The 20,164-nt window shown below is 70.9% G+C and carries 21 protein-coding genes; 13 read left to right on the plus strand and 8 right to left on the minus strand.

Features of this window, described 5'->3' with window-relative positions:
* Nucleotides 1-21: 21 nt before the first annotated feature.
* From ABEA87_RS19680 to ABEA87_RS19705, 6 genes are read left to right on the plus strand one after another with little or no spacing between them, the layout of a single operon-like run.
* Nucleotides 22-324: a hypothetical protein gene (locus ABEA87_RS19680; RefSeq protein WP_345631503.1), complete on the plus strand. Its 303-nt coding sequence runs from the start codon at nt 22-24 to the stop codon at nt 322-324.
* Nucleotides 324-1,166 (plus strand): hypothetical protein, encoded by an 843-nt coding sequence (locus tag ABEA87_RS19685; protein ID WP_345631505.1) that lies wholly within the window; start codon nt 324-326, stop codon nt 1,164-1,166. Before ABEA87_RS19680 ends, ABEA87_RS19685 begins: the two co-directional genes overlap by 1 nt.
* Nucleotides 1,156-2,664 (plus strand): hypothetical protein, encoded by a 1,509-nt coding sequence (locus ABEA87_RS19690; protein WP_345631506.1) that lies wholly within the window; start codon nt 1,156-1,158, stop codon nt 2,662-2,664. The genes ABEA87_RS19685 and ABEA87_RS19690 overlap by 11 nt, the downstream gene beginning before the upstream one ends.
* Entirely contained in the window at nt 2,661-4,193 is a 1,533-nt protein-coding gene (locus ABEA87_RS19695; RefSeq protein WP_345631508.1) for an SCO6880 family protein, read from the plus strand. Before ABEA87_RS19690 ends, ABEA87_RS19695 begins: the two co-directional genes overlap by 4 nt.
* Nucleotides 4,193-5,692 carry an ATP-binding protein gene (locus tag ABEA87_RS19700; RefSeq protein ID WP_345631509.1) on the plus strand — a complete coding sequence of 500 codons (1,500 nt, stop codon included), beginning with the start codon at nt 4,193-4,195 and terminating at the stop codon, nt 5,690-5,692. The genes ABEA87_RS19695 and ABEA87_RS19700 overlap by 1 nt, the downstream gene beginning before the upstream one ends.
* Nucleotides 5,689-6,693, plus strand: a complete 1,005-nt coding sequence (locus tag ABEA87_RS19705) for a C40 family peptidase (RefSeq protein ID WP_345631511.1) — start codon at nt 5,689-5,691, stop codon at nt 6,691-6,693. Before ABEA87_RS19700 ends, ABEA87_RS19705 begins: the two co-directional genes overlap by 4 nt.
* A 146-nt stretch (nt 6,694-6,839) precedes the next feature.
* On the opposite strand, the gene ABEA87_RS19710 is transcribed toward ABEA87_RS19705, so the two are convergent.
* Nucleotides 6,840-7,502 carry a DUF4097 family beta strand repeat-containing protein gene (locus tag ABEA87_RS19710; protein ID WP_345631513.1) on the minus strand — a complete coding sequence of 221 codons (663 nt, stop codon included), beginning with the start codon at nt 7,500-7,502 and terminating at the stop codon, nt 6,840-6,842.
* Nucleotides 7,503-7,740: 238 nt separating this feature from the next.
* Between ABEA87_RS19710 and ABEA87_RS19715 the strand changes: the two genes are divergently transcribed.
* The 5 genes from ABEA87_RS19715 (at nt 7,741) to ABEA87_RS19735 (ending at nt 11,872) form a co-directional block, all read left to right on the plus strand.
* Nucleotides 7,741-8,475 carry a GbsR/MarR family transcriptional regulator gene (locus tag ABEA87_RS19715; RefSeq protein ID WP_345631733.1) on the plus strand — a complete coding sequence of 245 codons (735 nt, stop codon included), beginning with the start codon at nt 7,741-7,743 and terminating at the stop codon, nt 8,473-8,475.
* 96 nt (nt 8,476-8,571) lie between these two features.
* Nucleotides 8,572-9,078 carry a GbsR/MarR family transcriptional regulator gene (locus tag ABEA87_RS19720; protein ID WP_345631514.1) on the plus strand — a complete coding sequence of 169 codons (507 nt, stop codon included), beginning with the start codon at nt 8,572-8,574 and terminating at the stop codon, nt 9,076-9,078.
* Between the two features lie 39 nt (nt 9,079-9,117).
* A complete protein-coding gene (locus ABEA87_RS19725; RefSeq protein ID WP_345631516.1) occupies nt 9,118-10,101 on the plus strand; it encodes an ATP-binding cassette domain-containing protein in 984 nt (327 codons plus the stop codon).
* The gene (locus ABEA87_RS19730) at nt 10,098-10,871 is read left to right on the plus strand and encodes an ABC transporter permease (protein ID WP_345631517.1); all 774 of its coding nucleotides are present in this window, start codon (nt 10,098-10,100) and stop codon (nt 10,869-10,871) included. The genes ABEA87_RS19725 and ABEA87_RS19730 overlap by 4 nt, the downstream gene beginning before the upstream one ends.
* 140 nt (nt 10,872-11,011) lie before the next feature.
* A complete protein-coding gene (locus ABEA87_RS19735; RefSeq protein WP_345631519.1) occupies nt 11,012-11,872 on the plus strand; it encodes an SCO6745 family protein in 861 nt (286 codons plus the stop codon).
* A gap of 59 nt (nt 11,873-11,931) precedes the next feature.
* Here ABEA87_RS19735 and ABEA87_RS19740 read toward each other — a convergent pair whose 3' ends face one another.
* The gene (locus tag ABEA87_RS19740; RefSeq protein ID WP_345631521.1) at nt 11,932-12,813 is read right to left on the minus strand and encodes a hypothetical protein; all 882 of its coding nucleotides are present in this window, start codon (nt 12,811-12,813) and stop codon (nt 11,932-11,934) included.
* Nucleotides 12,814-12,839: 26 nt separating this feature from the next.
* Nucleotides 12,840-13,565 carry a hypothetical protein gene (locus ABEA87_RS19745; protein WP_345631522.1) on the minus strand — a complete coding sequence of 242 codons (726 nt, stop codon included), beginning with the start codon at nt 13,563-13,565 and terminating at the stop codon, nt 12,840-12,842.
* Between the two features lie 86 nt (nt 13,566-13,651).
* Here ABEA87_RS19745 and ABEA87_RS19750 point away from each other — a divergent pair, with 86 nt between their 5' ends.
* A complete protein-coding gene (locus tag ABEA87_RS19750; RefSeq protein ID WP_345631524.1) occupies nt 13,652-14,557 on the plus strand; it encodes a ribonuclease Z in 906 nt (301 codons plus the stop codon).
* On the opposite strand, the gene ABEA87_RS19755 is transcribed toward ABEA87_RS19750, so the two are convergent.
* The gene (locus ABEA87_RS19755) at nt 14,554-16,029 is read right to left on the minus strand and encodes an MFS transporter (protein WP_345631526.1); all 1,476 of its coding nucleotides are present in this window, start codon (nt 16,027-16,029) and stop codon (nt 14,554-14,556) included. The genes ABEA87_RS19750 and ABEA87_RS19755 overlap by 4 nt on opposite strands.
* A gap of 122 nt (nt 16,030-16,151) precedes the next feature.
* Between ABEA87_RS19755 and ABEA87_RS19760 the strand changes: the two genes are divergently transcribed.
* Complete coding sequence (locus ABEA87_RS19760; RefSeq protein WP_345631528.1) at nt 16,152-16,883, plus strand: TetR/AcrR family transcriptional regulator C-terminal domain-containing protein; 732 nt, start codon at nt 16,152-16,154, stop codon at nt 16,881-16,883.
* On the opposite strand, the gene ABEA87_RS19765 is transcribed toward ABEA87_RS19760, so the two are convergent.
* From ABEA87_RS19765 to ABEA87_RS19780, 4 genes are all read right to left on the minus strand, one after another.
* The gene (locus ABEA87_RS19765) at nt 16,880-17,041 is read right to left on the minus strand and encodes a hypothetical protein (RefSeq protein WP_345631529.1); all 162 of its coding nucleotides are present in this window, start codon (nt 17,039-17,041) and stop codon (nt 16,880-16,882) included. The two genes, ABEA87_RS19760 and ABEA87_RS19765, sit on opposite strands and share 4 nt — an antisense overlap.
* Before the next feature lie 117 nt (nt 17,042-17,158).
* The gene (locus tag ABEA87_RS19770) at nt 17,159-18,121 is read right to left on the minus strand and encodes a hypothetical protein (protein WP_345631530.1); all 963 of its coding nucleotides are present in this window, start codon (nt 18,119-18,121) and stop codon (nt 17,159-17,161) included.
* Nucleotides 18,122-18,155: 34 nt separating this feature from the next.
* Nucleotides 18,156-18,677: an FMN-binding protein gene (locus ABEA87_RS19775; RefSeq protein WP_345631532.1), complete on the minus strand. Its 522-nt coding sequence runs from the start codon at nt 18,675-18,677 to the stop codon at nt 18,156-18,158.
* Between the two features lie 48 nt (nt 18,678-18,725).
* Complete coding sequence (locus ABEA87_RS19780; RefSeq protein ID WP_345631533.1) at nt 18,726-20,114, minus strand: ferredoxin reductase family protein; 1,389 nt, start codon at nt 20,112-20,114, stop codon at nt 18,726-18,728.
* Nucleotides 20,115-20,164 lie beyond the last annotated feature (50 nt).

The following is a 20,164-nucleotide window of genomic DNA, read 5'->3' on the forward strand; positions in this document are numbered from 1 at the left end:
AGTCATGGGGAGGAAGTCAAAGTGCTCGCTCATCATTTGGCGGACGCTATCCACGTGGTGGCCGCACCGGCCGTTCCCAATCCCAAGGCGTCGGTGCCGCCGGGCGTGGACAAGCCGCTGGAGCAGTTGCTCGCCTACGTGAAGTGGGGGGTGCTGTTCATCATCATCGCGGCGGCATTCGTCGGCACGGCCGCCATCGCCGGAGGCCGGGCCCTGGCCCACCACGGCTCCAGCAAGATCGGCACCACCATCTTGATGTCCGCGTTCGGTGGAGCCGTTCTCTACGTCGGCATCTACGCGCTCATCACCTCGGTGACCAACTAATGGTCAACACGATCGCCGACAACGGCCGTGGCCGTGCGCTGGCGGTGCTCGTGGTCGTGGCGGTCGTGGGCTTGTCGCTCGTCGCCGGTCTGGTGCTGCTCATCGTCAACGCGGCCCGCAAGCCGGCGGCGAAGGCGAATCCGCCCGCCATCGCGGGCGGCAGCGCGACCGCGACACCTGGCACGGCCTCGAGCCCGACCGCCGATCCTGCCACGGGCACTCCCCAGGACCAGCAGGACGCGCTGGCCGCCGCGCCGATGATGAGCCTGCCGGAATCGGCGGCCCAGCCCGCGCCATTGGTGACCGCGTCCGCGGGGCCACCCATCGACGTGCCGGCGCCCACCGTCAAGCCGGGGGCCGGTGGCCCGCCGGTGCCGACCGGCTTTCCGGAGACACCGGAGGGCGCGATCGGCCAGCTGGCCGCGATAGACGAGGCCGCGTTGAGCACCACGGACGTCGGCAAGGCGCACGAGGTGTACACCTGGGCGGCCATGCCGGGCGCCGTTTCAGAGGCCGATTGGACGCCGAGCGCCGGCGTGACCTCGATCAACCAGTCGATGGGCGACGACGCCGGGCAGGCGATCGTCGTCTTTCAGGCCGTGGAGGGGCAGATCAAGGGGACGGTCGGCGCCGACTTCGTGGTGGCCTGCGTGCTCGGCGAGTGGGACGTGACCCAAGCGCAGCTCGCCCGCTCCGGCGCCGCTGACTGCCAACGCATGGTGTGGTCAGACGGACGGTGGCGGATCGGACCCGGCGACCAGCCGGCGTTCCCGTCGCCGGTCTGGCCGGGTAGCGCCGAATCGGTTCGAGCCGGATGGAGGGCATTCAACCGTGCAGCTTGATCTTATGGGCATTGATATCCCCAATCCCATCACAGCTATCGGTGGCCTGTTGAGCCACGCGGCGAGCACGGCGGCGACGGATGTGTTCGACTCCTTCGGCAACCAAGTCTGGAATTTCGCCTCCCAACTCCTCGGCTCGGTGCTGAGCTGGTGTGACGCTCAGATCAGCCCCAATCTCGACCCGACCAACGGGCCACTGAAGGGGATCATGCCGCTGACCGAATGGATCGGCGGCGCGGTGCTCATCCTGATGGCGTTCGTCCAGGTCGGGCGCGCGGTGATGCGAAGCGGCGACGGCTTCAGCCGCCTATTTGTTGGACTATTCCAGTATTTCGCGGCGGCCACCGGTGGTCTCGGCATCTTGGGCGTCATGGTGGGGGCGAGCGATGGGATGACTAAAGCCATCCTCACTGCCAGCGGCGACGGGACCTGGGTCTCGATCACCGGTAAGTCCACGGTCTTACAGAACAGTGCCCAGCAACTGGGCGGCATCGCCCTGATGTTCATCGCTCTCAGCACCTTCATCCCGGGTTCGGTGTGCCTGCTGCTCGAATCGCTGGTCCGGGCGGCGGGCATCATGGTCCTCGCGGCGACCATCCCCATCGTGGCCGCAGGGTTGGTCTCCGACACCACCCGGCGATGGTTCTGGATCGCCATGCGCTGGGCCATCGCCCTGTGCGTGTCGACGCCGTCGACGGCGCTGGCGATGCAGATAGGCATCAAGCTAGCGTCGACCGGGGCTACCGGCGGCGATCAGGGGAGCGTCAGCCGGATTCTCGTGCAGACGCTCCTCATCGGTGTCACGTTCTACGTCGCGCTGGGGCTTCCGATAGCGCTGTTCAAGCTGTTCGCGTGGATCGAACCCAACAGCCTCGACGACACCGGGGGCTACTACGCCAGGAGGGCCGCCACGTCCGGTGGTGGCGGCGGTGGTGGCGGTGGCGGCGACAGCACCGACTCGCGCTTCAACATGGTGCTCGGTGCGGTCTTCTCGCCGGAGCTGGCGGCGGCGAACGCGATCAACCTGGCCTCATTCGGAAGCAACATCCTCGACGCCATGGGCGCCGGTTGGAAGGGCGGGCCCGATCCGGTCAAGAGACCGTCGTGGACAACGGGCTACAGCACTACCGCCAACCGGGAAGCAGGGCTCGGCGATGGTGATAACGACAACGACAACGACGAAAGTCAGCTGCGGCCGCCGGAGATCTACCAGGCCCCCGTCGCTGACGAGCCCGGCGGTGGTTCCGACGGTTCCGGTGGCGGCGGTGGTTCCGGCGGTGGCGGTGGCCTCCCTGGTGGTGGCGGTGGTTCCGGCGGTGGCGGTGGCCTCCCCGGTGGCGGCCTCCCCGGCGGTGGCCTCCCTGGTGGTGGCGGTGGCCTCCCTGGTGGTGGTGCTGCCGGTGGCGTCGGCGGCGCTAGCGGTGGCGTCGGTGGTGGAGCCGCTGCCGGCGGGTCGGCGGCGGGCGAGGCCGCTGCCCTGGGTGCGGTGGCGCTATGACCAACGCGACGAGCGAGAGCCGGCTGTACAGCGGCTGGCGGCGGGAACGGTTCGGTTGGTTCATGGGCCTCAACGGTTGGCAGCTGTGCCTGGTGACCGTCTCCGCCCTGCCGGTCCTGCTCGCCATCGGCCGCAGTCGCTGGGCGCTGGCCGCCGAGTTCACGCCGTTCGCCCTGCTGGCGGCGGCACTGGTGGCGGTGCCAGTGCGCGGTCGACCGGCGGTGCGTTGGCTGTTCGACCTGTGTCTTTATTCGTGGGGGAGAGCGATGGGTTGGTCACGATGGCGGTCCGCGGCGTCGACCGGCGCCGCCACGCTGGATGAGCTGGAGTCGCCGGATCTGCCCGGCGTACTGGCCTCCGTGCGGCTGCACGACGGGCCGCCGTTCGGCGCGACCCTGCAACGGGTCTGTGTGATCCAGGATCCACAGGCGGGCCGCTGGACCGCGGTGGCGGAGGTGAGCCACCCCGGGCTGGGTTCGGTGAACGGAGTCACCCGGGACGGCTACGCCGACCAACTCGGCGCCATGCTGGCCGCCGCGGCCCGGGGTGAGCAGATCTCCCGGGTCTCCATCCTGGTCCGTACCGTGCCGGATGACGGCGCGCAACGGGCGGCCTGGATCGCGGACAACGTCGCGATGAACGCACCCGAGGTGGTACGGCAGGCCAGCGCGCAGCTGGAACGCGCGGTGGTCGCCGCCGCTGTGCGTCACGAGGTGTATGTGACGGTGAGCGTGTCCGAGATGCGGATCCGGCGCAACGCGGCCCAGGCCGGCGGTGGCGTCGACGGCCGCGCCCGGGTGCTCTACCGGCACATGCAGGAGATGGAGAACCACCTGCGGGGACTGGGCGCCACCCACCTCCGGTGGCTTCACACCGAGGACGTGGCCTCGGCGATCCGTACCGGGTACAACCCGGCGGAGGCGGCGACCCTGGAGCAGGCTCGGCAGGAGGCGGCCCGGGGGCGCCCGACCGTAACCGGTGTCCCGGTGGGCGCGGCGGGTCCGGCGGCCGCACCCGCGCCGGCACCGCGCAGCTACACGCACGACGCGTACACGACGGTCAGCTACGCGCTGCTCCTGCCCGAGCTGCCGACCCAGGTCGGCGCGTTGGCCCAGATGCTCGCGCCGTCCGCCCCGGGCGAGCGGCGCACGCTGGCGCTGCACTACGAACCGTTGGATCCGCACAAGGCCGGCCGGCAGGTCGAGCGGGACATCTGGTCCGCCGAGATGTCCGCGGACATCCGAATGCGCCGGGGCTTCCGGGTCGGTCGGGCGGAGCGGCGGCGACAGCAAGAGACCGCCTCGCATGAGGGGCAGCTCGCCGCCGGTCACACGATGGTCCGGGTGGCCGGAGCGGCGGCCGTCACGGTGCCCTCCTCATGGCCGATCGACGACCACGCGGCCCGATTCGAGGCGACCGCCCGCGCCTCGCACTTCCGCCTGCTGAGGCTGGAGCTGGCCCAGGATTCCGGATTCGTCGCCGCGTGCCTGCCGCTGGGCATCGGCCTGCCCGATCGGAGGGAGGCCTGATGTTCCGGCGCAAGACCAAGGGCAGGTCGGTCCTCGACCTGGTCTCCGACTTCGGTGGCCAGCTGCCCACCGCTGCGCCGATCAAGCACGGCACGGACCGCCGGGCCGAAGCGGCGCTCATCCGCGCGGACACGCCGCGCCGGGGCCGGTCGCTGCCCGGCCACGGCTGGTCGCCGATGGCGGCCCCGCTCGCGGTGTACCGCGCCTCGACCGCCGAGGTCGGTGGGGTGTTCCCCTTGCTGGCCTCGAACGGGTTGCCGCCGACCGGCGCGCTGATGGGGTACGACTCGCTGTCGGCGGGCGGCTTCTATGTCGACCCGGTCGGGTGGGTGCTCTCGCAGACCGTGACCAACCCGAACCTGATCTTCTTCGGCAAGCCGGGCCAGGGAAAGTCAACCACGGTCAAGGCGTTCCTGTTGCGGATGATGCTGTTCTCCGCGCGTACCCTCATCGCGGGCGACGTCAAGGGCGAGTACGAGTCGCTGTGCCGGGCGGTCGGGTCGGAGCCGATCGCGCTCGGCCTCGGCCTGCCCGTCCGGATCAATCCGCTGGACCTCGGCCCGCTGGGGACCGGTTGGGACCGGCTGTCGACCATCGAGCGGGAATCCCGCGCGGCGCTGATTTTCGCGCGCTGGGTGGTGCTGCTCAAGGCCCTGGTCGGTGCCCGGGACGTGATCGTCTCGCCATCCGACGAGAGCGCGCTGACCACGGTGCTGGGCGAGCTGTCCGGCTGGTCGCGCGGCGGCGGCATGCTGCGGACCGTCACCATCCCTCAGGTACACGACGCGCTCGCCCGACCGACCCTCGAGCTGGCGCGGGCGTGCCGGTATCCGGACATCCAGAGCATGATCGACGCTACCCGGCAGGTCACCGACGCGCTGGGCGGGCTGGTGCGCGGTGCGCTTTCCGGCCTGTTCGACGCGGAGACGACGGTGCGGCTGGACTGGTCCTCGCCGATCCAGTCGCTGTCCCTGCGTCGCCTCGACGAGCTGGGCGACGAGGTGGTCGGCGTGGCGCTGGCCTGCGTGAACTCGTGGTCCAGGGCGATGACCGACCTGCGCCGTCCGGGTGAGATCACCATCGTGGTACGCGACGAGGTGTGGCGCCAGATGCGGCTGGGCGTCGGCGCGGTCCAGTCGCTCGACGCCGACCTCCGGCTGTCCCGCAACGACGGTGAGATCCAGATCGTGGTCGCACACAAGCCCAGCGACCTGCTCAGCGTCGGCGACGCGGGCAGCCAGGAAGTGTCGATCGCCAAGGACATGATGGCCCTGTGCGATACCAAGGTGATGTTCGCGCAGGACCCGACGATCGCCGATGAGCTGCGCGACCTCGTCGGGCTGAGCGACCTCGCCCGGGACTGGGTCTGCGGCTGGGCCCGCCAGCGCACCGGCCGGGCGGTGTGGATGGTCGGCGACCGGGTGTTCAAGGTGACCACGGTGCGTACCCCGGTGGAGGCACCGCTGTTCGACACGAATGCGGCGTTGATGGCGGAGTGAAAAGTGTGATCCTCGCCCTGGTCGCCCTGCTCGTTCTGGCCCCGACCACGGTGGTCGTGTTCCTTCTGGCGGTGGGCGTCCCGGCGGCCTCGGCGGCCGACTGCGGGCCTGGCGGCTCGGCGCAGAAGGTCGAGGGAACGAGCCTGAGCGCCGAGCAGCTCGCCAACGCGGCCACCATCGTGTCCACGGTGAAGTCGCTGCTGCCGGATACGCCGTACGCGGCGACCGTCGCGCTGGCGACCGCCATGCAGGAGTCGAGCCTGACGAACAACCTCCAGCAGGTCGACCACGACTCGATCGGGCTGTTTCAGCAGCGAGTGTCGATCTACGGTGAGGCCACCGCGGCCGACCCGGTCAAGTCGACCACCGCGTTCATCAAGCGGTTGGTGAAGGTGCCGAACTGGCAGGTGGAGCCGCTGAGCGTGGCCGCACAGGCGGTGCAGGTCTCAGCCAATCCGAACGCGTACGCGCAGTGGCAGGGGCTCGCCGAGGATCTGACCAGCAAGTTGTGGCCGGGTGCGGCGACCACCTGTTCGGATAGCGACGGCTCGATCTCGACCGGCCTCACCGGCATCCCCAAGGGCTTCGTGCCACCCAGCCAGGCACAGCAGCTGGCGGTCATCGACTTCGCGATGGAGCAACTCGGCAAGCCGTACCAGTGGGGCGGCAGCGGCCCGGACAAATGGGACTGCTCGGGGCTGGTGCAGGCCGCCTGGGCGCAGGCCGGGGTGGCCCTCCCACGCACCACCGCCGGTCAGGTCAGTGTGGGTGTGGACGTGCCCTCCCTGCAGGTGATGGAGCCCGGCGATCTCATCTTCATCCCCGGCAGCGACGGCAGCATCTCCAATCCCGGTCACGTCGGCATGTACGCCGGCGATGCCAACGGCGTCCAGTACCTGATCCAGGCGCCGCACACCGGCGCCGTCGTCGACATGGAGAAGGTCTCGGACTGGGTGGGCGAGATCGCGGCCATCCGCCGGCCGGTCGTCAGTAAGCAGTGATGTAGCTAATCCCAGCCCAAGACGACGCTCGGAACGGTTCAGGGCCGTCAGACCCATGGTCTGACGGCCCTGTTCGGTCGGTTCACGATGAGGCTTGCGCGGCCCATTCGCCGCAGTGGCACTGCTGTTGCCCTGAAGGCCGTGGGTCACAGGCTGTGGGCGGTGATGTCGCCGTAGGAGGTGGTGGCGTGGATGTCGAGTTGAGTGGTGCCGTCGTTCTTGAGGGCGTTGTTGACCCGGCCGTAGCTGGTGCCGGCGTCCAGGGCGGCGGAGACGCCGGTGGCGGCGCCGACGGTGATGTCGCCGGACTGGGTGCGCAGCACGACCGCGCCGCCGGTGGCCTCGGTGATGCGGATGTCGCCGCGGGCGGTGCTGATCTGGGCGGGGCCGCGCAGGCGGCCGATCTCGATGTCGCCGTCGGTGGCGGTCAGGTGCAGACTGGCGGTTTCGTCGAGCTTGATGTGGTGGTAGGCGCCGTGGAAGGTGACGTCGCCGAGACGCCCGACGGTGCGCAGTTCGGCCGCGGCGGTTTTGGCCTCGATGCGAGAACCGGCAGGCAGTTTGACGGTGACCTGGATGGAGCCGGTGGGGCCGAGGTACTGGTTCTTGGTTGCGGTTTGGATGCGCAGGGTGCCGTTGGTGTATTCGACGGTGGTCTGCTCGGCGGCCTTGACGTCGCGGCCCTTGTGGGCGTTGGTGGGCTGGATCTCGACGGTGGTCTCGGCGTGGTCTGCGGCGATGAGTTGGACGCGTCCGGCGGGGATGGTCAGGACGGTGGTGATGGGGGTGGGGGTGGTGAAGGTGTGCATCGTGGTCTCCCGTGTTTGCCCGGTTGTTTCTGACACCGGAAACGCTACGTTGCTTTCCACATCTGCGCAATGAGGTCTTTGCTTGTGGTTAGCATTCGTGCAGCTCAGAGTGTTGCAATCATTGCAACGGGCTCCCGTTTAATGCAATGGCGGAGTGGTTGATCGTTGCAATATATGAAGGTGAACGCTATCGTGGACGCCAGCAAGCACCCGCGGGACACAGAAAGAGGGGGCCGTGATGCCGGGAGGCAGACTCACCCAGCAGGAACGCCAACAGATCGCCGTGGGACTGGCCGACGGCCTGGCCTACGCCGAAATCGCCCGCCGCCTCGACCGCCCCACCTCCACCATCACTCGCGAGGTATCCCGCAACGGCGGCCCCACCGGCTACCGCCCCGACCTGGCCCACCGCGCCACCCAACAACGCACCCACCGACGCAGTCAGGCCACCCTCCGCACCCCGCAGGCATCACCGCAGCCCTACGGGCGCGACGCCGAAGCGGTGCGCGACTACCAGGAAACCCTCACCACCGTCTACATGACCTCCGGCCTGCCCAAGATGATGTCCCGAGTGCTGGCCTGCCTCTACACCACCGACACCGGCAGCCTCACCGCCGCCGAACTGGCCACCCGCCTGCAGGTCAGCCCGGCGTCCGTCTCCAAGGCCATCACGTTCCTCAGCGACCTGGACCTCGTGCGCCGCCAGCGCGACGAGCGTCGCCGCGAACGCTACGTCGTCGACGACGACCTCTGGTACCAATCGATGATCCGCAGTGCCCGCTCCAACGACGAGTTCATCGAAGCCGCACGCGACGGCGTGGCCATCCTCGGGCCTGGCACCCCCGCCGCCACCCGCCTCGAAAACGCCGCCCGGTTCCTCGACTTCGTCAGCGAAGCGCTCATCCGCGCCGCGGACCAGGGCCGCGAAGTCCTCTACACGAAATCCGAAACCACCCCGGGCCCCACCACCTGAGCCAAGCTCGGACCACCGGCGGGTCGCCGGCCGCACGCGTTCGTCAGTGATGACACAAATTTGTGTTATCTCTGTCATCACTGGTACTGTCGTCGCATGCCGAGGGATGACGAGTTGGTCTTCGCTGACCACGCCGGGCGGTTCTACGCTCGCGAGCACGGGTTCCCGCCGATGGCGGGCCGGCTGTTGGGATACCTGATGATCTGCGATCCGCCGAACCAGACCATCGACGAGCTGAGTGAGGCGCTGTTGGCCAGTCGCAGCGCGATCGCCGGCGCGGTCAAGCTGCTGGAGGGGGCCGGGTACGCCGCACGCACCCGCACGGCGGGCGAGCGGGTCGACCGGGTGAGCCTCACGCTCACCTCGCTCGAGCCGCGCAATCTCACCTCCCAACTCTTCGACGCGTACGGCGCGCTGTTCCGCGAGGGGCTGAAACTGCTGGACGACGCGCCGCCGGCCCGTCGCGCCGCCATGGAGGAACTCGTCGCCTCCGCGGAGTTCTTCGGCGAGCGGCTGCCGCAGGTGCTGGCCGAATGGCGCGCGCACCGCGACGCGTTGCGAGCGTCCGGCGAGCTGTCCGACCCCAGCGGCGAGACCCACTGACCGGTGCACCCACCGGCGAGACCCGAAAACGAGGTAGCCATGCGCGATCGTTCAGCCCCGCCCGCCATCACGGTGACCGGGCTGCGCAAGTCATTCGGTGAGCACACCGTGCTCGACGGCATCGACCTGGAGGTGCCCTCGGGGACGGTCTTCTGTCTGCTGGGCCCGAACGGGGCCGGCAAGACCACCGCAGTCAACATCCTGACCACCCTCATCCGCCCCGACGCGGGACAGGTCAGGATCGCCGGCCACGGCCTGACCGAGGAGCCCGACGCGGTCCGCGCCGCGATCGGCGTCACCGGCCAGTTCTCGGCGGTGGACCCGCTGCTGTCGGGTGAGGAAAACCTGACCCTGATCGGCGACCTGCACCACCTGCCCCGCCGGGAGGTCCGTAGGCGCACGGCCGAACTGCTCGAACGGTTCGACCTCGTCGATGCCGCCGGACGGCTGGCGAGCACCTACTCCGGCGGCATGACCCGCCGCCTCGACCTGGCGATGAGCCTGATCGGGCGGCCGAGTGTCCTGTTCCTCGACGAACCCACCACCGGCCTGGATCCCCGCAGCCGGCGCACCGTCTGGCAGGGCGTCCGCGCGCTCGTCACCGGTGGGGTGACCGTGTTCCTGACCACCCAGTACCTGGACGAGGCCGATCAACTCGCCGACCGGATAGCACTGCTCGACCACGGCAGGCTGGTCGCCGAGGGCACCCCCGACGAGCTCAAGCGCCTGGTCGCCGGCGGTCACATCGACGTGCGGTTCACCGACGCCGCGGGATTGGACGCCGCGGCCCGCGCGCTCGGCGACGTCCCGCGCGACCCCGACACCCTGTCCCTTCAGGTCCCCTCCGACGGCAGCGTCGCCTCGCTGCGGGCCCTGCTCGACCGGTTCGACGACCGGTCGATAGCGGTGGAGGGGCTGTCGATCCACACCCCGGACCTCGACGACGTCTTCTTCGCCCTCACCGGGCACACCGACACCGACACCGACAACGGCGCCGAACGCCAGGAGGCGACGACACCATGAGCACCGTGAGCCACGCGCTGACCGACTCCTCGACCATGCTGCGCCGGGTGCTGCGGCACACCACCCGCAACCCCTCGACCCTGATGATGGCGATCATCCTGCCCGGGGTGCTCCTGCTGCTGCTGGACTACGGCTTCGGTGGCGCCATCAACACCGGCGGCGGCCGGTACGTCGACTACCTGATCCCCGGAATCATCCTGATGGGCGCCAGCTACTCGGCCAGTGTCACCGCCGTGGCCGTGGCCACCGACAGCAGTCAGGGCATCATCGACCGGTTCCGCACCATGGCCATCGCCCGCACCGCCGTGCTGACCGGGCACGTCGTCGGCAGCGTGCTGCGCTCGCTGTTCGGCATCGCGCTTGTGGTGCTCGTGGCGCTGGCCATCGGATTCCGTCCTACCGCCGACCCGCTGCGCTGGCTGGCCGCCGTCGGGCTGGTGGTGCTGATGCTGTTCGCGGTCGCCTGGGTCGCCACCGGGATCGGTCTTGCCGCCGGCTCCGCGTCCGGCGCGGCCGGCCTGGCCGCCATCTTCCAGCTGCTGCCGTTCCTGTCCGGTGCCTTCGTCCCCACCGGCACCATGCCCGGCTGGTTGCAGGCCTTCACCGCCAACCAACCCATGACGCACATCGTGTCGACCCTGCGCGGCCTGCTGACCGGTACTCCGATCGGCGACCACGGCTGGATAGCGCTCGCCTGGTGCGCCGGTGGCGCGGTGGCCGGGTATCTCTGGGCCCGGGCGGCCTACAACAAACGGCGAACCGGCAGGTGACGCGATCCCGACGGTGAGCGCCCGGCCTCTCGACGCGCGCTGGGTCGTGGAAGTAGACTCAGCGCGCTCCTAGCTACGTCTGTCAATGGAATTCAGGGGGACGGGTTGCTGTACTACCTGATGCGCACGGACGGTCGGCGATGACGGCGGCGGTCACTGGCACCGCCCGGCGGATGTGGACCGTGTTCGAGCCGGTGCACGGGGTCATCTACTCCGGGGCCGCCAAGCCGGCGCTGGAGGAGGCCGGCCTGCGCGGGTTCTGGCGCGGCTACTTCGCGGCCCGGTCGTCGCCGATGGGCGCCGTGGGCCCGGCACCGGTGGTGGCCGCGTTCTTCAGCTTCGCGCCCAGTGTTGTCTTTCGCGCGCTGCCCGACATCTGGCAGCGAGCCACCCCAGAGCGGGCGCTGGTGGCCCGGCAGCGCGCCGCCCTCGACGCGCTGCGCGCGACCGCGGGCCTCACCGACGAGACGATCGGGCCGCTGGCCGGGGCGGTGGACCTGCTGGTCGAGGCAGCCGCGGCGGCGGAGCACTCCGGACGGGTACTGGGTGCGGCCAACGCCGCGCTGCCCACCCCCGACGAGCCGGTGGCTCGGCTCTGGCACGCGGCCACCGTGCTGCGCGAGCACCGCGGCGACGGCCACGTGGCCGCTCTGGTCGCGGCCGGAATCTCCGGCCTGGAGGCGCTGATCCTGCGCGCCGGGCTCGACCTGTCCCGTGAGGTGCTCCAGGCTGCCCGAGGCTGGACCGACGAGCAGTGGCAGGCCGCCGCCGACGGGCTGGTCGAGCGCGGCCTGCTCGACGCCGGCGGCCGGACCACGGCGGCCGGCGCCCAGCTGTACCGGGAGGCCGAGGACGTGACCGACCGGCGTGCCGAGGGACCGTGGCGCGCCCTCGGCGCGCGGGCGGCCGAACGGCTGGTCGAGTCGCTGGCAACGGTGGCGGCGGCGTGCCGCGCCGATTCGCCGCTGCCCAACCTGCTCGGGCTGCCCCCGGTCGGCTGAGGCGGCATCGTAGACGTGGGGATGGGGTGGCCGCGGCCACCCCATCCCGGCTGGTCGGCTCAGATCTCGAGCAGCTGGTCCAGCAGGTCGCGGTACCGGCGCACCGCGACGCGCAACTCCTCGGTGTCGCCCGCCGTCGCGGACTGCCAGCCGGCCAGCGCGTCGCACCGCCGGTTCAACGCGTCGTGCAGGGTCGACACGACGTCGTTGGTGAGCACGCGTGCCTCCTCGGCGGCACCGCGCGGGTCGTCCACGAAGCGCATCTGCAGCCGCTGCCAGCGGTCGCGGAAGTCGTCGGCCGCGCCGGACTCGAACAGGGCGGCCATCGGCTGCTCGGCCACCTCGCCGGGCATCAGCTCGCCGTCGCCCCGGCGCCCGTCCGCCCGCTGTCCGGGCGCGATCGCCTCGCCGGGCATCGCTTCTCCGGCAGGCATCGCCTCTCCGGCAGGCATCGCGTCATTGGCGGGCATCGCGTCGTTGGCGGGCATCGCCTCACCGGTAGGCGGGGACGGAACGTGCGCCGTGCCGATCGCCGGCTCGTCTGTGTCGGCATCCGTTCGCTCGTCGGCGCGGGCCCGCTCATCGGCGTGCGCTCGCTCCTCCGCCTCCGCCCGGTCCCCGGCAGTCAAACGCTCGTCGGCATCCGCCCGATCGTCGGCATCCGCTCGATCCTCGTCCAACCCGGACCTGTCGACGCCTTCCGGGTCATCGACGTCTACCGGGTCATCTACGTCTACCGGGTCATGGACGTCTACCGGTTCATCGACGGTCGCCGGTCCGGCCGTTGCCGTCGATTCGTCGACCGGGCGAGTCTCGTCGATGGCGCCCGCGTGCGCGCCGTGCGGGCCCTCGGCCGGGTCGCGCGGCGCCGGGACCGCCCCGGTCGCCTGGTCGGACGCGTCAGTCGGTCGGTACTGCCAGGCATGCGGCTTGTCGCGCATGAGAGTCCTCCTCGTTCGTCAGTTGCTCAGCGGGCGGTGGCGCCGGACCGAGGCCCATCGGTCCGCCGCGTCGGTTCGGTCTGCCGCGTCGGTTCGGTTCGCTGCGCGGGTTCGGTTCGCTGGGTCGGTTCGGTTCGCCGGGTCGGCTCCGTCAGGTCGGTCGGTTCGGTCCGCTGCGTCGGCTCGGTCATTTCGGTCGGCGCGGGTTGGGTCCGCGGTGCCGTTTCGTCGCCGAGCAGTTCGTCGAAGAGGGCCCGGTAGTGCATCAGGGCCTGGCGCAGCTGCTCGGTGCTCGCCTCGCCGCGCTCGTTGCGCTGGAAGACGTCGTGCGCGTCGCGGTAGTGGCCCAGCGTCTGGGCGTGCTCGACCGACAGCGTGGCGAACCGCTCGTCATAGTCCTCGGTCGGGTACCCGATCTCCCGCAGCAGCCGGGTGACCAGCTCATCGCCGGCGCGTACGGCGTCGCGCGGCGAGTCCACGAAACGGGTCTGCACGTCCTGCCAGGCGGCGGCGTACTCCGCCCGGGCGGGCGCCGGCAGCGGCCGGAGATCGAGCTCGGCGTGCCTGCGCTCACGCTCCCGCAGCTCGTGCTCTGCGGCCGAGCGGCTGGGCTGCTCGGCGACGACGCGCTCGTACTCCGGCCCGAAGCGCTGGCGCAGGGCGCGCCGGCGAGCCGACGCCACCGCCAGGGCGACGATCGCGGCGACTACCACGATGACGACGATCAGGATGACTATCTGAGCAGTGGTCATGACGACCTCCTCCTTTAGTGGAGGTATTCCCGCCAAGGCCCTGAATCCAAACAGTCCGCCGCTCCCGGGTCGCGTATCGTCACCCGGTGCGCGAACTCGTCGTGCTGGGTACCGCCAGCCAAGCCCCCACCCGCCTGCGTAACCACAACGGGTACCTGCTGCGCTGGGACGGCGAGGGGATGTTGTTCGATCCCGGCGAGGGCACTCAGCGGCAGATGCTGTTCGCCGGGGTCAGTGCCACCGACGTCACCCGGATCTGCCTGACCCACTTCCACGGTGATCACTGTCTCGGCGTGCCGGGTGTGGTCCAGCGGCTGTCGCTCGACCGGGTGGCCCGGCCGGTGTACGCGCACTATCCGGCCGAGGGGGAGTCCTACTTCGCACGGCTGCGGCACGCCTCGTCGTTCTACGAGACCGCCGATCTGCGCCAGGAGCCGATCGGCGGGGACGGCCCGGTGGCAACGGGCGAGTTCGGCACCCTGTCGGCGCGCCGGCTGGAGCATCCGGTGGACTGCTACGGGTACCGGCTGGTGGAGCCGGACGGCCGCCGGATGGTGCCCGAGCGGCTCGCCGAGGCCGGCGTGGCCGGGCCGGACATCGGCCGGCTGCAGCGCGAGGGCAGCCTGAGCGTGGCCGGCCGGACCGTGCGGCTGGAGCAGGTGAGCGAGCCTCGGCGCGGCCAGCGCTTCGCGTTCGTGATGGACACCCGGCTGTGCGACAACGTGTTCGCGCTCGCCGACGGGGTGGACATGCTGGTCATTGAGGCGACGTTCCTGGACGAGGACGCGAAGCTGGCCGAGGACTTCGGCCACCTGACCGCGGCGCAGGCGGGACGGGTCGCGGCCGAGTGCGGCGTACGGCTGCTGGTGCTCACGCACTTCTCGCAGCGGTACACCGACCCGACCGCGTTCGGCGCCGAGGCGGCCCGGCACTTCGACGGGCAGATAGTCGTGGCCGCCGACCTGGCCCGGGTGCCGGTGCCGCCGCGCTAGTGCGCGGGCTCGTCCTGCCGGGGCCGCGTCGGCAGCAGGAAGGCCGTGACGAAGGTGAGCGCGAGCAGCCCGAGCTCGATCCAGATAGCGGTCTGGATGCCGTGCTCGACGGTGCTCGGTACCGGGCCCCGCGGGCCGATCTTCATGGTGTTGAAGAAGACCGTGCCCAGGATCGCTATGCCCAGCGCGCCGCCGAACTGCTGGACGGCGTTGAGCGTGCCGGACGCGGAGCCCATCTCGTGTTCCTCGACGCCGGCCAGGATGAGGTCGAAGAACGGCGCCATGAGCAGGCCGGTCCCGATGCCCGAGATGGCCAGCGCCGGTGCCACGTGCCACGGGGTGACCCCCGCCGTGCCGGCCGAGTGCAGGATGACCGCGAACAGCGCGATCCCGGCCGTCATGACGACCAGCCCCACGTGCAGGAGCCGGCGGCCCAGCTTCGCGGTGAGCCCGGCGCTCGCCAGCCCGAAACCGACGATCATGCCGGCCGCCTGCGGTACCGCGGTGAGCCCCGTCTTGAGCGGGGAGTCGTGCAGGCCGATCTGGAGGTAGAGGCTGAACACCAGGGAGAAGCCGATCATCGCGGAGAAGAACGCGCCGCCGGCCAGCAGCCCGCCGGTGAAGGCGCGCTTGGCGAACAGGGATGGGGTCACCAGCGGCTCGCCGCCGCGCCGCTGCACGCCCCTGGTGTACCAACCGAACAGGCCGAAGGTGACGGCACCGGCGGCCATCAGCGGGTACGTCCACAGTGGCCAGCCGAGGTCGCGGCCCTCCACCAGCGGGTAGATGACCATGAAAGCGCCGGCCGACAGGATGGCCACGCCGGCCAGGTCCAGCCGGGTGGCGTGGCTCGCGCGGCTGGCGGGCAGGAACTTCACCGCGCCCAGCACCGCGAGGATGCCCAGCGGCAGGTTGATAAGGAAGATCATGCGCCAGCCGATGCCGAAGTAGTCGGCGGTGACCAGCCACCCGGCCAGGATCGGTCCGCCGACCGCGGACAGGCCCATGACCGGGCCGAAGGCGCCGAACGCGGCACCCAACTCCTTCGGGTCGAACATCTCCCGGATCATGCCGAGCCCCTGCGGCAGCATGACGGCGCCGAACAGCCCCTGGGCGACCCGGGCGGCGATCAGCATGCCCGGATCCTGGGCGAACGCGCAGGCCAGCGATGAGGCGGCGAACCCGGCGGCGCCGATGATGAACATGCGCCGGCGGCCGAACAGGTCGCCGAGCCGGCCGCCGGTGACCAGGCCGACGGCCATGGCGAGGGTGTACGCGGCGCCGAGCCACTGGATGAGGCTCTCCGTGCCGCCGAGGCCGGCCCGGATCGACGGCCCGGCGATCGTGGTGACGAGGGCGTCCAGCAGGTCCATGACCTCGGCGGCGAGGATCACGAAGAGGCCGGCCCAGCGCCAGCGATAGGGCTGGGTGGCAGGCGGGTCGAGGGCGGTCGAGGGTGTGGTGAGGGTCATTTGGTCTCCCCGTTCCAAACATCGTTCGTTGTGGCGAACGTCGTACGTTCAGCGAACACCGTACCGCCAGCGAACATCGTTCGTCCAGGGAACAGCGTTCGCCGGGGAGTACGATGCACGACATGGCCGAAGACCTGCCCGTACCCGGGTGGAAACCCACGCGCCAGCCGTCGCGCACGCGCCCGGCGCTGTCCCGCAACGCGATAGTGGACGTGGCGCTGCGGCTGGTCGACGCCGACGGGCTGGAAGGCGTGAGCATGCGGCGGGTCGCCGAGGAGTTGGGCACCGGCCCCGCCTCGCTGTACGCCCACGTGGCGAACAAGGAGGAGCTGCTGGAGCTGGTGCACGACCGGGTGCTCGGCGAGGTCGAGTTGCCCGAGCCCGATCCGGAGCACTGGCGGGAGCAGTTGCGCGCGGTGGCGATGAGCGCCTTCCGGGTCTATGTCGCGCACCGCGACATCTCCCGGGTGAGCCTGGCCAACATCCCGACCGGCCTCAACGGGCTGCGGATGGGTGAGGGGCTGATGGCGATCATGCTCGCCGGCGGGGTGCCGCCGCAGGTCGCGGCGTACGCCATCGATCGCCTGGCGCTCTACATCGCGGCGGACGCGTACGAGGGAGCGATCTTCAGCAAGCGGCGCACCGCGACGGGGCAGTCGCACGAGGAGTACGCGCAGGCCTACTACGACGGCGTCCGGTCGTTCTTCACCAGCCTGCCGCCGGAGCGGTTTCCGCTGCTGAGCAAGCACGTCGACCTGCTGATGTCCGGCGACAGCGGCCAGCGCTTCGAGTTCGGTCTGGACATGTTCATCCGCAGCCTGGCGACCTACGTCGAGCCGCGCGACGCCGCCTAGCCGACCGGCTCGGCGTGCACCGCGTCGAGCCGGTGCCGGACGTTCGCCAGCGCGCCGGCCGCGTTGAGGACGGCCGGGGCCCCGAAGGCGTCGGTCTCGAACAGGGCCCGGGCCCGTTCGACGGTCGTCCGATTCCCCGTGATCAACCAGGTTCGCATGACCACACCCCTCCGCGTCCAGGTCGGCGGAGCGAGCGTAGCGAGATTATGTAACCGAGGCAAATTTTAAATCAGGTAATGACTTTAACTCGGTTGCCCCATGGACCCGATCGCCGGTCACCACCGGTCCCGTCCGGCGTCGCGCTCCAGCTCGTCGGCGGCGACCTGGGCCTCCATGGCGGCGTCCACCGCCTCCTGGGTGATGGCGGCCGCGGCCACCTCGGCGACGTTCAACCGCTCGCCGGCCACCCGGGCGGCCGCCACCGCGATGTCGTACCGGCGGCGGATCTCGCCCTCTCGCGCGGCCAGCCGCTCGGCCCGGTGCGCCAGCGCCTCCTGGGCGGGATCCCGCTCACCGGCCCGGGCGAAGACCGCCCGCAGCTCGTCAATGGACAGCTCACCGCGCCGGTACGCGGCCAGCGCGGCACTCTCCACCTCGCGCCGGCGCAGCCGCTCCGGCTCGGTCGGCCGCGCGGGCTGCCCGGCGCGTACGGCGCGCAGCGCCTCGGCGTACTCGAGCCGGGCCTCGTCGTACTCGGCCTCGATCGCGGTCCGGTCCGCCTCGGCCTCGGCGTACTCGAGCCGGGCCTCGTCGACGGCCTCGGCCGCCCGTTCGGCCCGGCCCTCGCTGGCGGCGGCGTGCGCGGCCAGCTCGCGTGCCTGTTCGCGCAGCGACTCGATGGGCGGCGATCCGATGGGCGGCGATTCGATGGGCACCGGCCCGAGAGGCAGCGGCCTGACCCCCGGCTCCGGCCCGAACCCAGGTTCCGGCCCGGCCTGCGGCTTCGGTCGGGTGGCGGTGCCGGGCTGCGTCCCGTCAGCCGGCTCCTCAAGCCCGTCAAGCCCGTCAAGCCCGTCAAGCCCGTCGAGCCCGTCGAGCCCGTCGAGCCCGCTCAGCCCGTCGAGCCCGGCCGGGGCGGGGAGGTGTGGCCGAGCCGGGTCGTGGCCGGGCCGCGCGCCCTCGACGCCTCGTCGGTCCGTGGCGGCCCGGCGGGCCCGCCGCGACAGGATGAGCGCGACCAGTGCCACGAGCCCGGCCAGGCAGACCGCCAGGGCCACCACGAGGATGTCGCGGATCATGCGGGCGCCGGTGAGAACGTCGTTGGGTGCGCGGTCACCTCTGGAAATGGGCGCTGTCCAGGGCGGCCTGCAGCGACTGCGCATAACCGTCGCTGGTGATCGTCGCACCGGTGATCGCGTCGATCCGCCCGCTCTGCGCCGTCAGCACCTCCTGGCGCAGCCGGGGCACCGCGTACGAGTTGATGTTCTGGTCCATCGAGGTGCCGTCGGGTACCTGCAGCGCGATCACGTCGGTGATCTTCCCGGTGGAGATGGTCACCTGCACCTGCACCGGTCCCCAGATGGTCTTCGCGACCTTGCCGTTGACCACCGTCTCGGTCGGGCGGGTCGGCGACGCCGACGCGCCGGGTGCGCCCGAGGCGCCCGGCACGGACTGGCCGGCGGGCGCGGCCTGACCGGTGGGCGGCCCGCCCGCGGCGATGGGCTGCCCCGACACGATGCCCGGCGCGTTCGCGCCCGGACGGGTGGAGTTGGTCGAGTTCAGGCTCGTCTTGTAGCTGAACAGCAGCACCACCACGACGACAGTGGCCACCAGCCACAGGCTTATCCGCCGCACGTCGGCCGCCTCCTCAACCTCGATCGCACCGTAACCTCGATCGCACCGTCACCAGCTGAACCATTCGAGATGCAACTGCTGCTCGGGCACGCCGATCAGGCGCGCGGCGTTGGCCGCCGACGCCATCCAGCCGTCCGGCCCGCAGACGTACACGTCCTGCTCGACGATGTCCGGCACCAGCCGCACCAGCAGCATCTCGTCCTCGACGTCGCCGACCGGCCCCCAGGAACTGTCCGAGGCGCGCGGACCGGGCAGGTAGACCACGCGCACCCCGCGCCGGGCCGCGAGCTCGTCCAACTCGTCGCGGAAGGTGAAGCCGTCCGGGGTATGGGCCCGGTAGAGCAGCGTCGCCTCGCCCGGCCCGTACGGCAACTCCTCCAGCAGCGCGCGCAGCGGGGTGATGCCGATCCCGGAGGCGATCATGGTGAGTTTCTGCCGGGTCCGGCCGACCGCGCCCATCTGCCCGTATGGCCCCTCGATCAGCACCCGGGTACCGGGCCGCAGCGCCCGCGCCCCCGCGCTGCCGTCGCCCAGCTCCTTGACCGTGATGCGCAGCCGATCCGGTCGGGGCGCGGCGGACAGCGAGTACGGGTGCGCCCGCGTCCAGCCGGGGCCCGACAGGAACCGCCAGTGGAAGAACTGCCCGGCCCGTACCCGCAGCCGGTCCAGGTTGCGCCCGCTCAGGTACACCGAGACCACGCCCGGGGTCTCGGGCACCACCTCGCTGACCACCAGGCCGTGCCGCCTGCTGCGCCACAGCGGCAGCCCGATCCGGAAGGCCAGCACGCTGCCGGCCGCGATGCCGTAGACCGTCCACCAGTACGCGGTGGCGGCCACGTTGCCGACGAAGTCGGTGCCGGTCCACAGCTCGTGCGGAATGGCCAGCCCGGCGCCGAGATAGGCGTACAGGTGCAGCAGGTGCCAGGACTCGTAACGCAGGCGGCGCCGGGCCGCCCGCAGCGAGGTGACCACTATCAGGATCAGCGCCACCGTGCCGGCGGTGGCCAGCAGCATGCCGGGGTAGTTGAGCACGAAGTCGACGAACTCGTGGATCACCCCGGCGTGGTCCGTCGCGGCGTACCCGAGCGTGATGAGCACGATGTGCGCCAGCATCAGGTCGAACGAGGTGAAGCCGACCACCCGGTGCCAGCGGGCCAGCCGGTCCTGGCCGAAGGAGCGCTCGATCTGCGGCACCCGGGCCATCAGGAACACCTGGACCAGCAGCAGGTCCGCGGAGACCAGGCCGGTCAGGCGGCCCAGCGAGTCGAACGTGGTGGCCGAGTTGGCCAGCTGCTGGAGGCCCTGGTTGTGAATCCAGAGGGCCACCACTATCAGCATGCTGAACGCGGCGGCGGCGCCGATGACGTCCGGCCACCAGCCGCGCACCCGGGTGCCGGGCGCGGCTGGGGCCTGGGTTTCGAGGGTGCCTGCCGTCATCGCTCTTCCATCATGCACGGCATTGCTGCGCCGGCTTCGTGATCAACTCC

It is taken from the genome of Rugosimonospora acidiphila (assembly GCF_039543385.1).
GTDB lineage: Bacteria > Actinomycetota > Actinomycetes > Mycobacteriales > Micromonosporaceae > Rugosimonospora > Rugosimonospora acidiphila.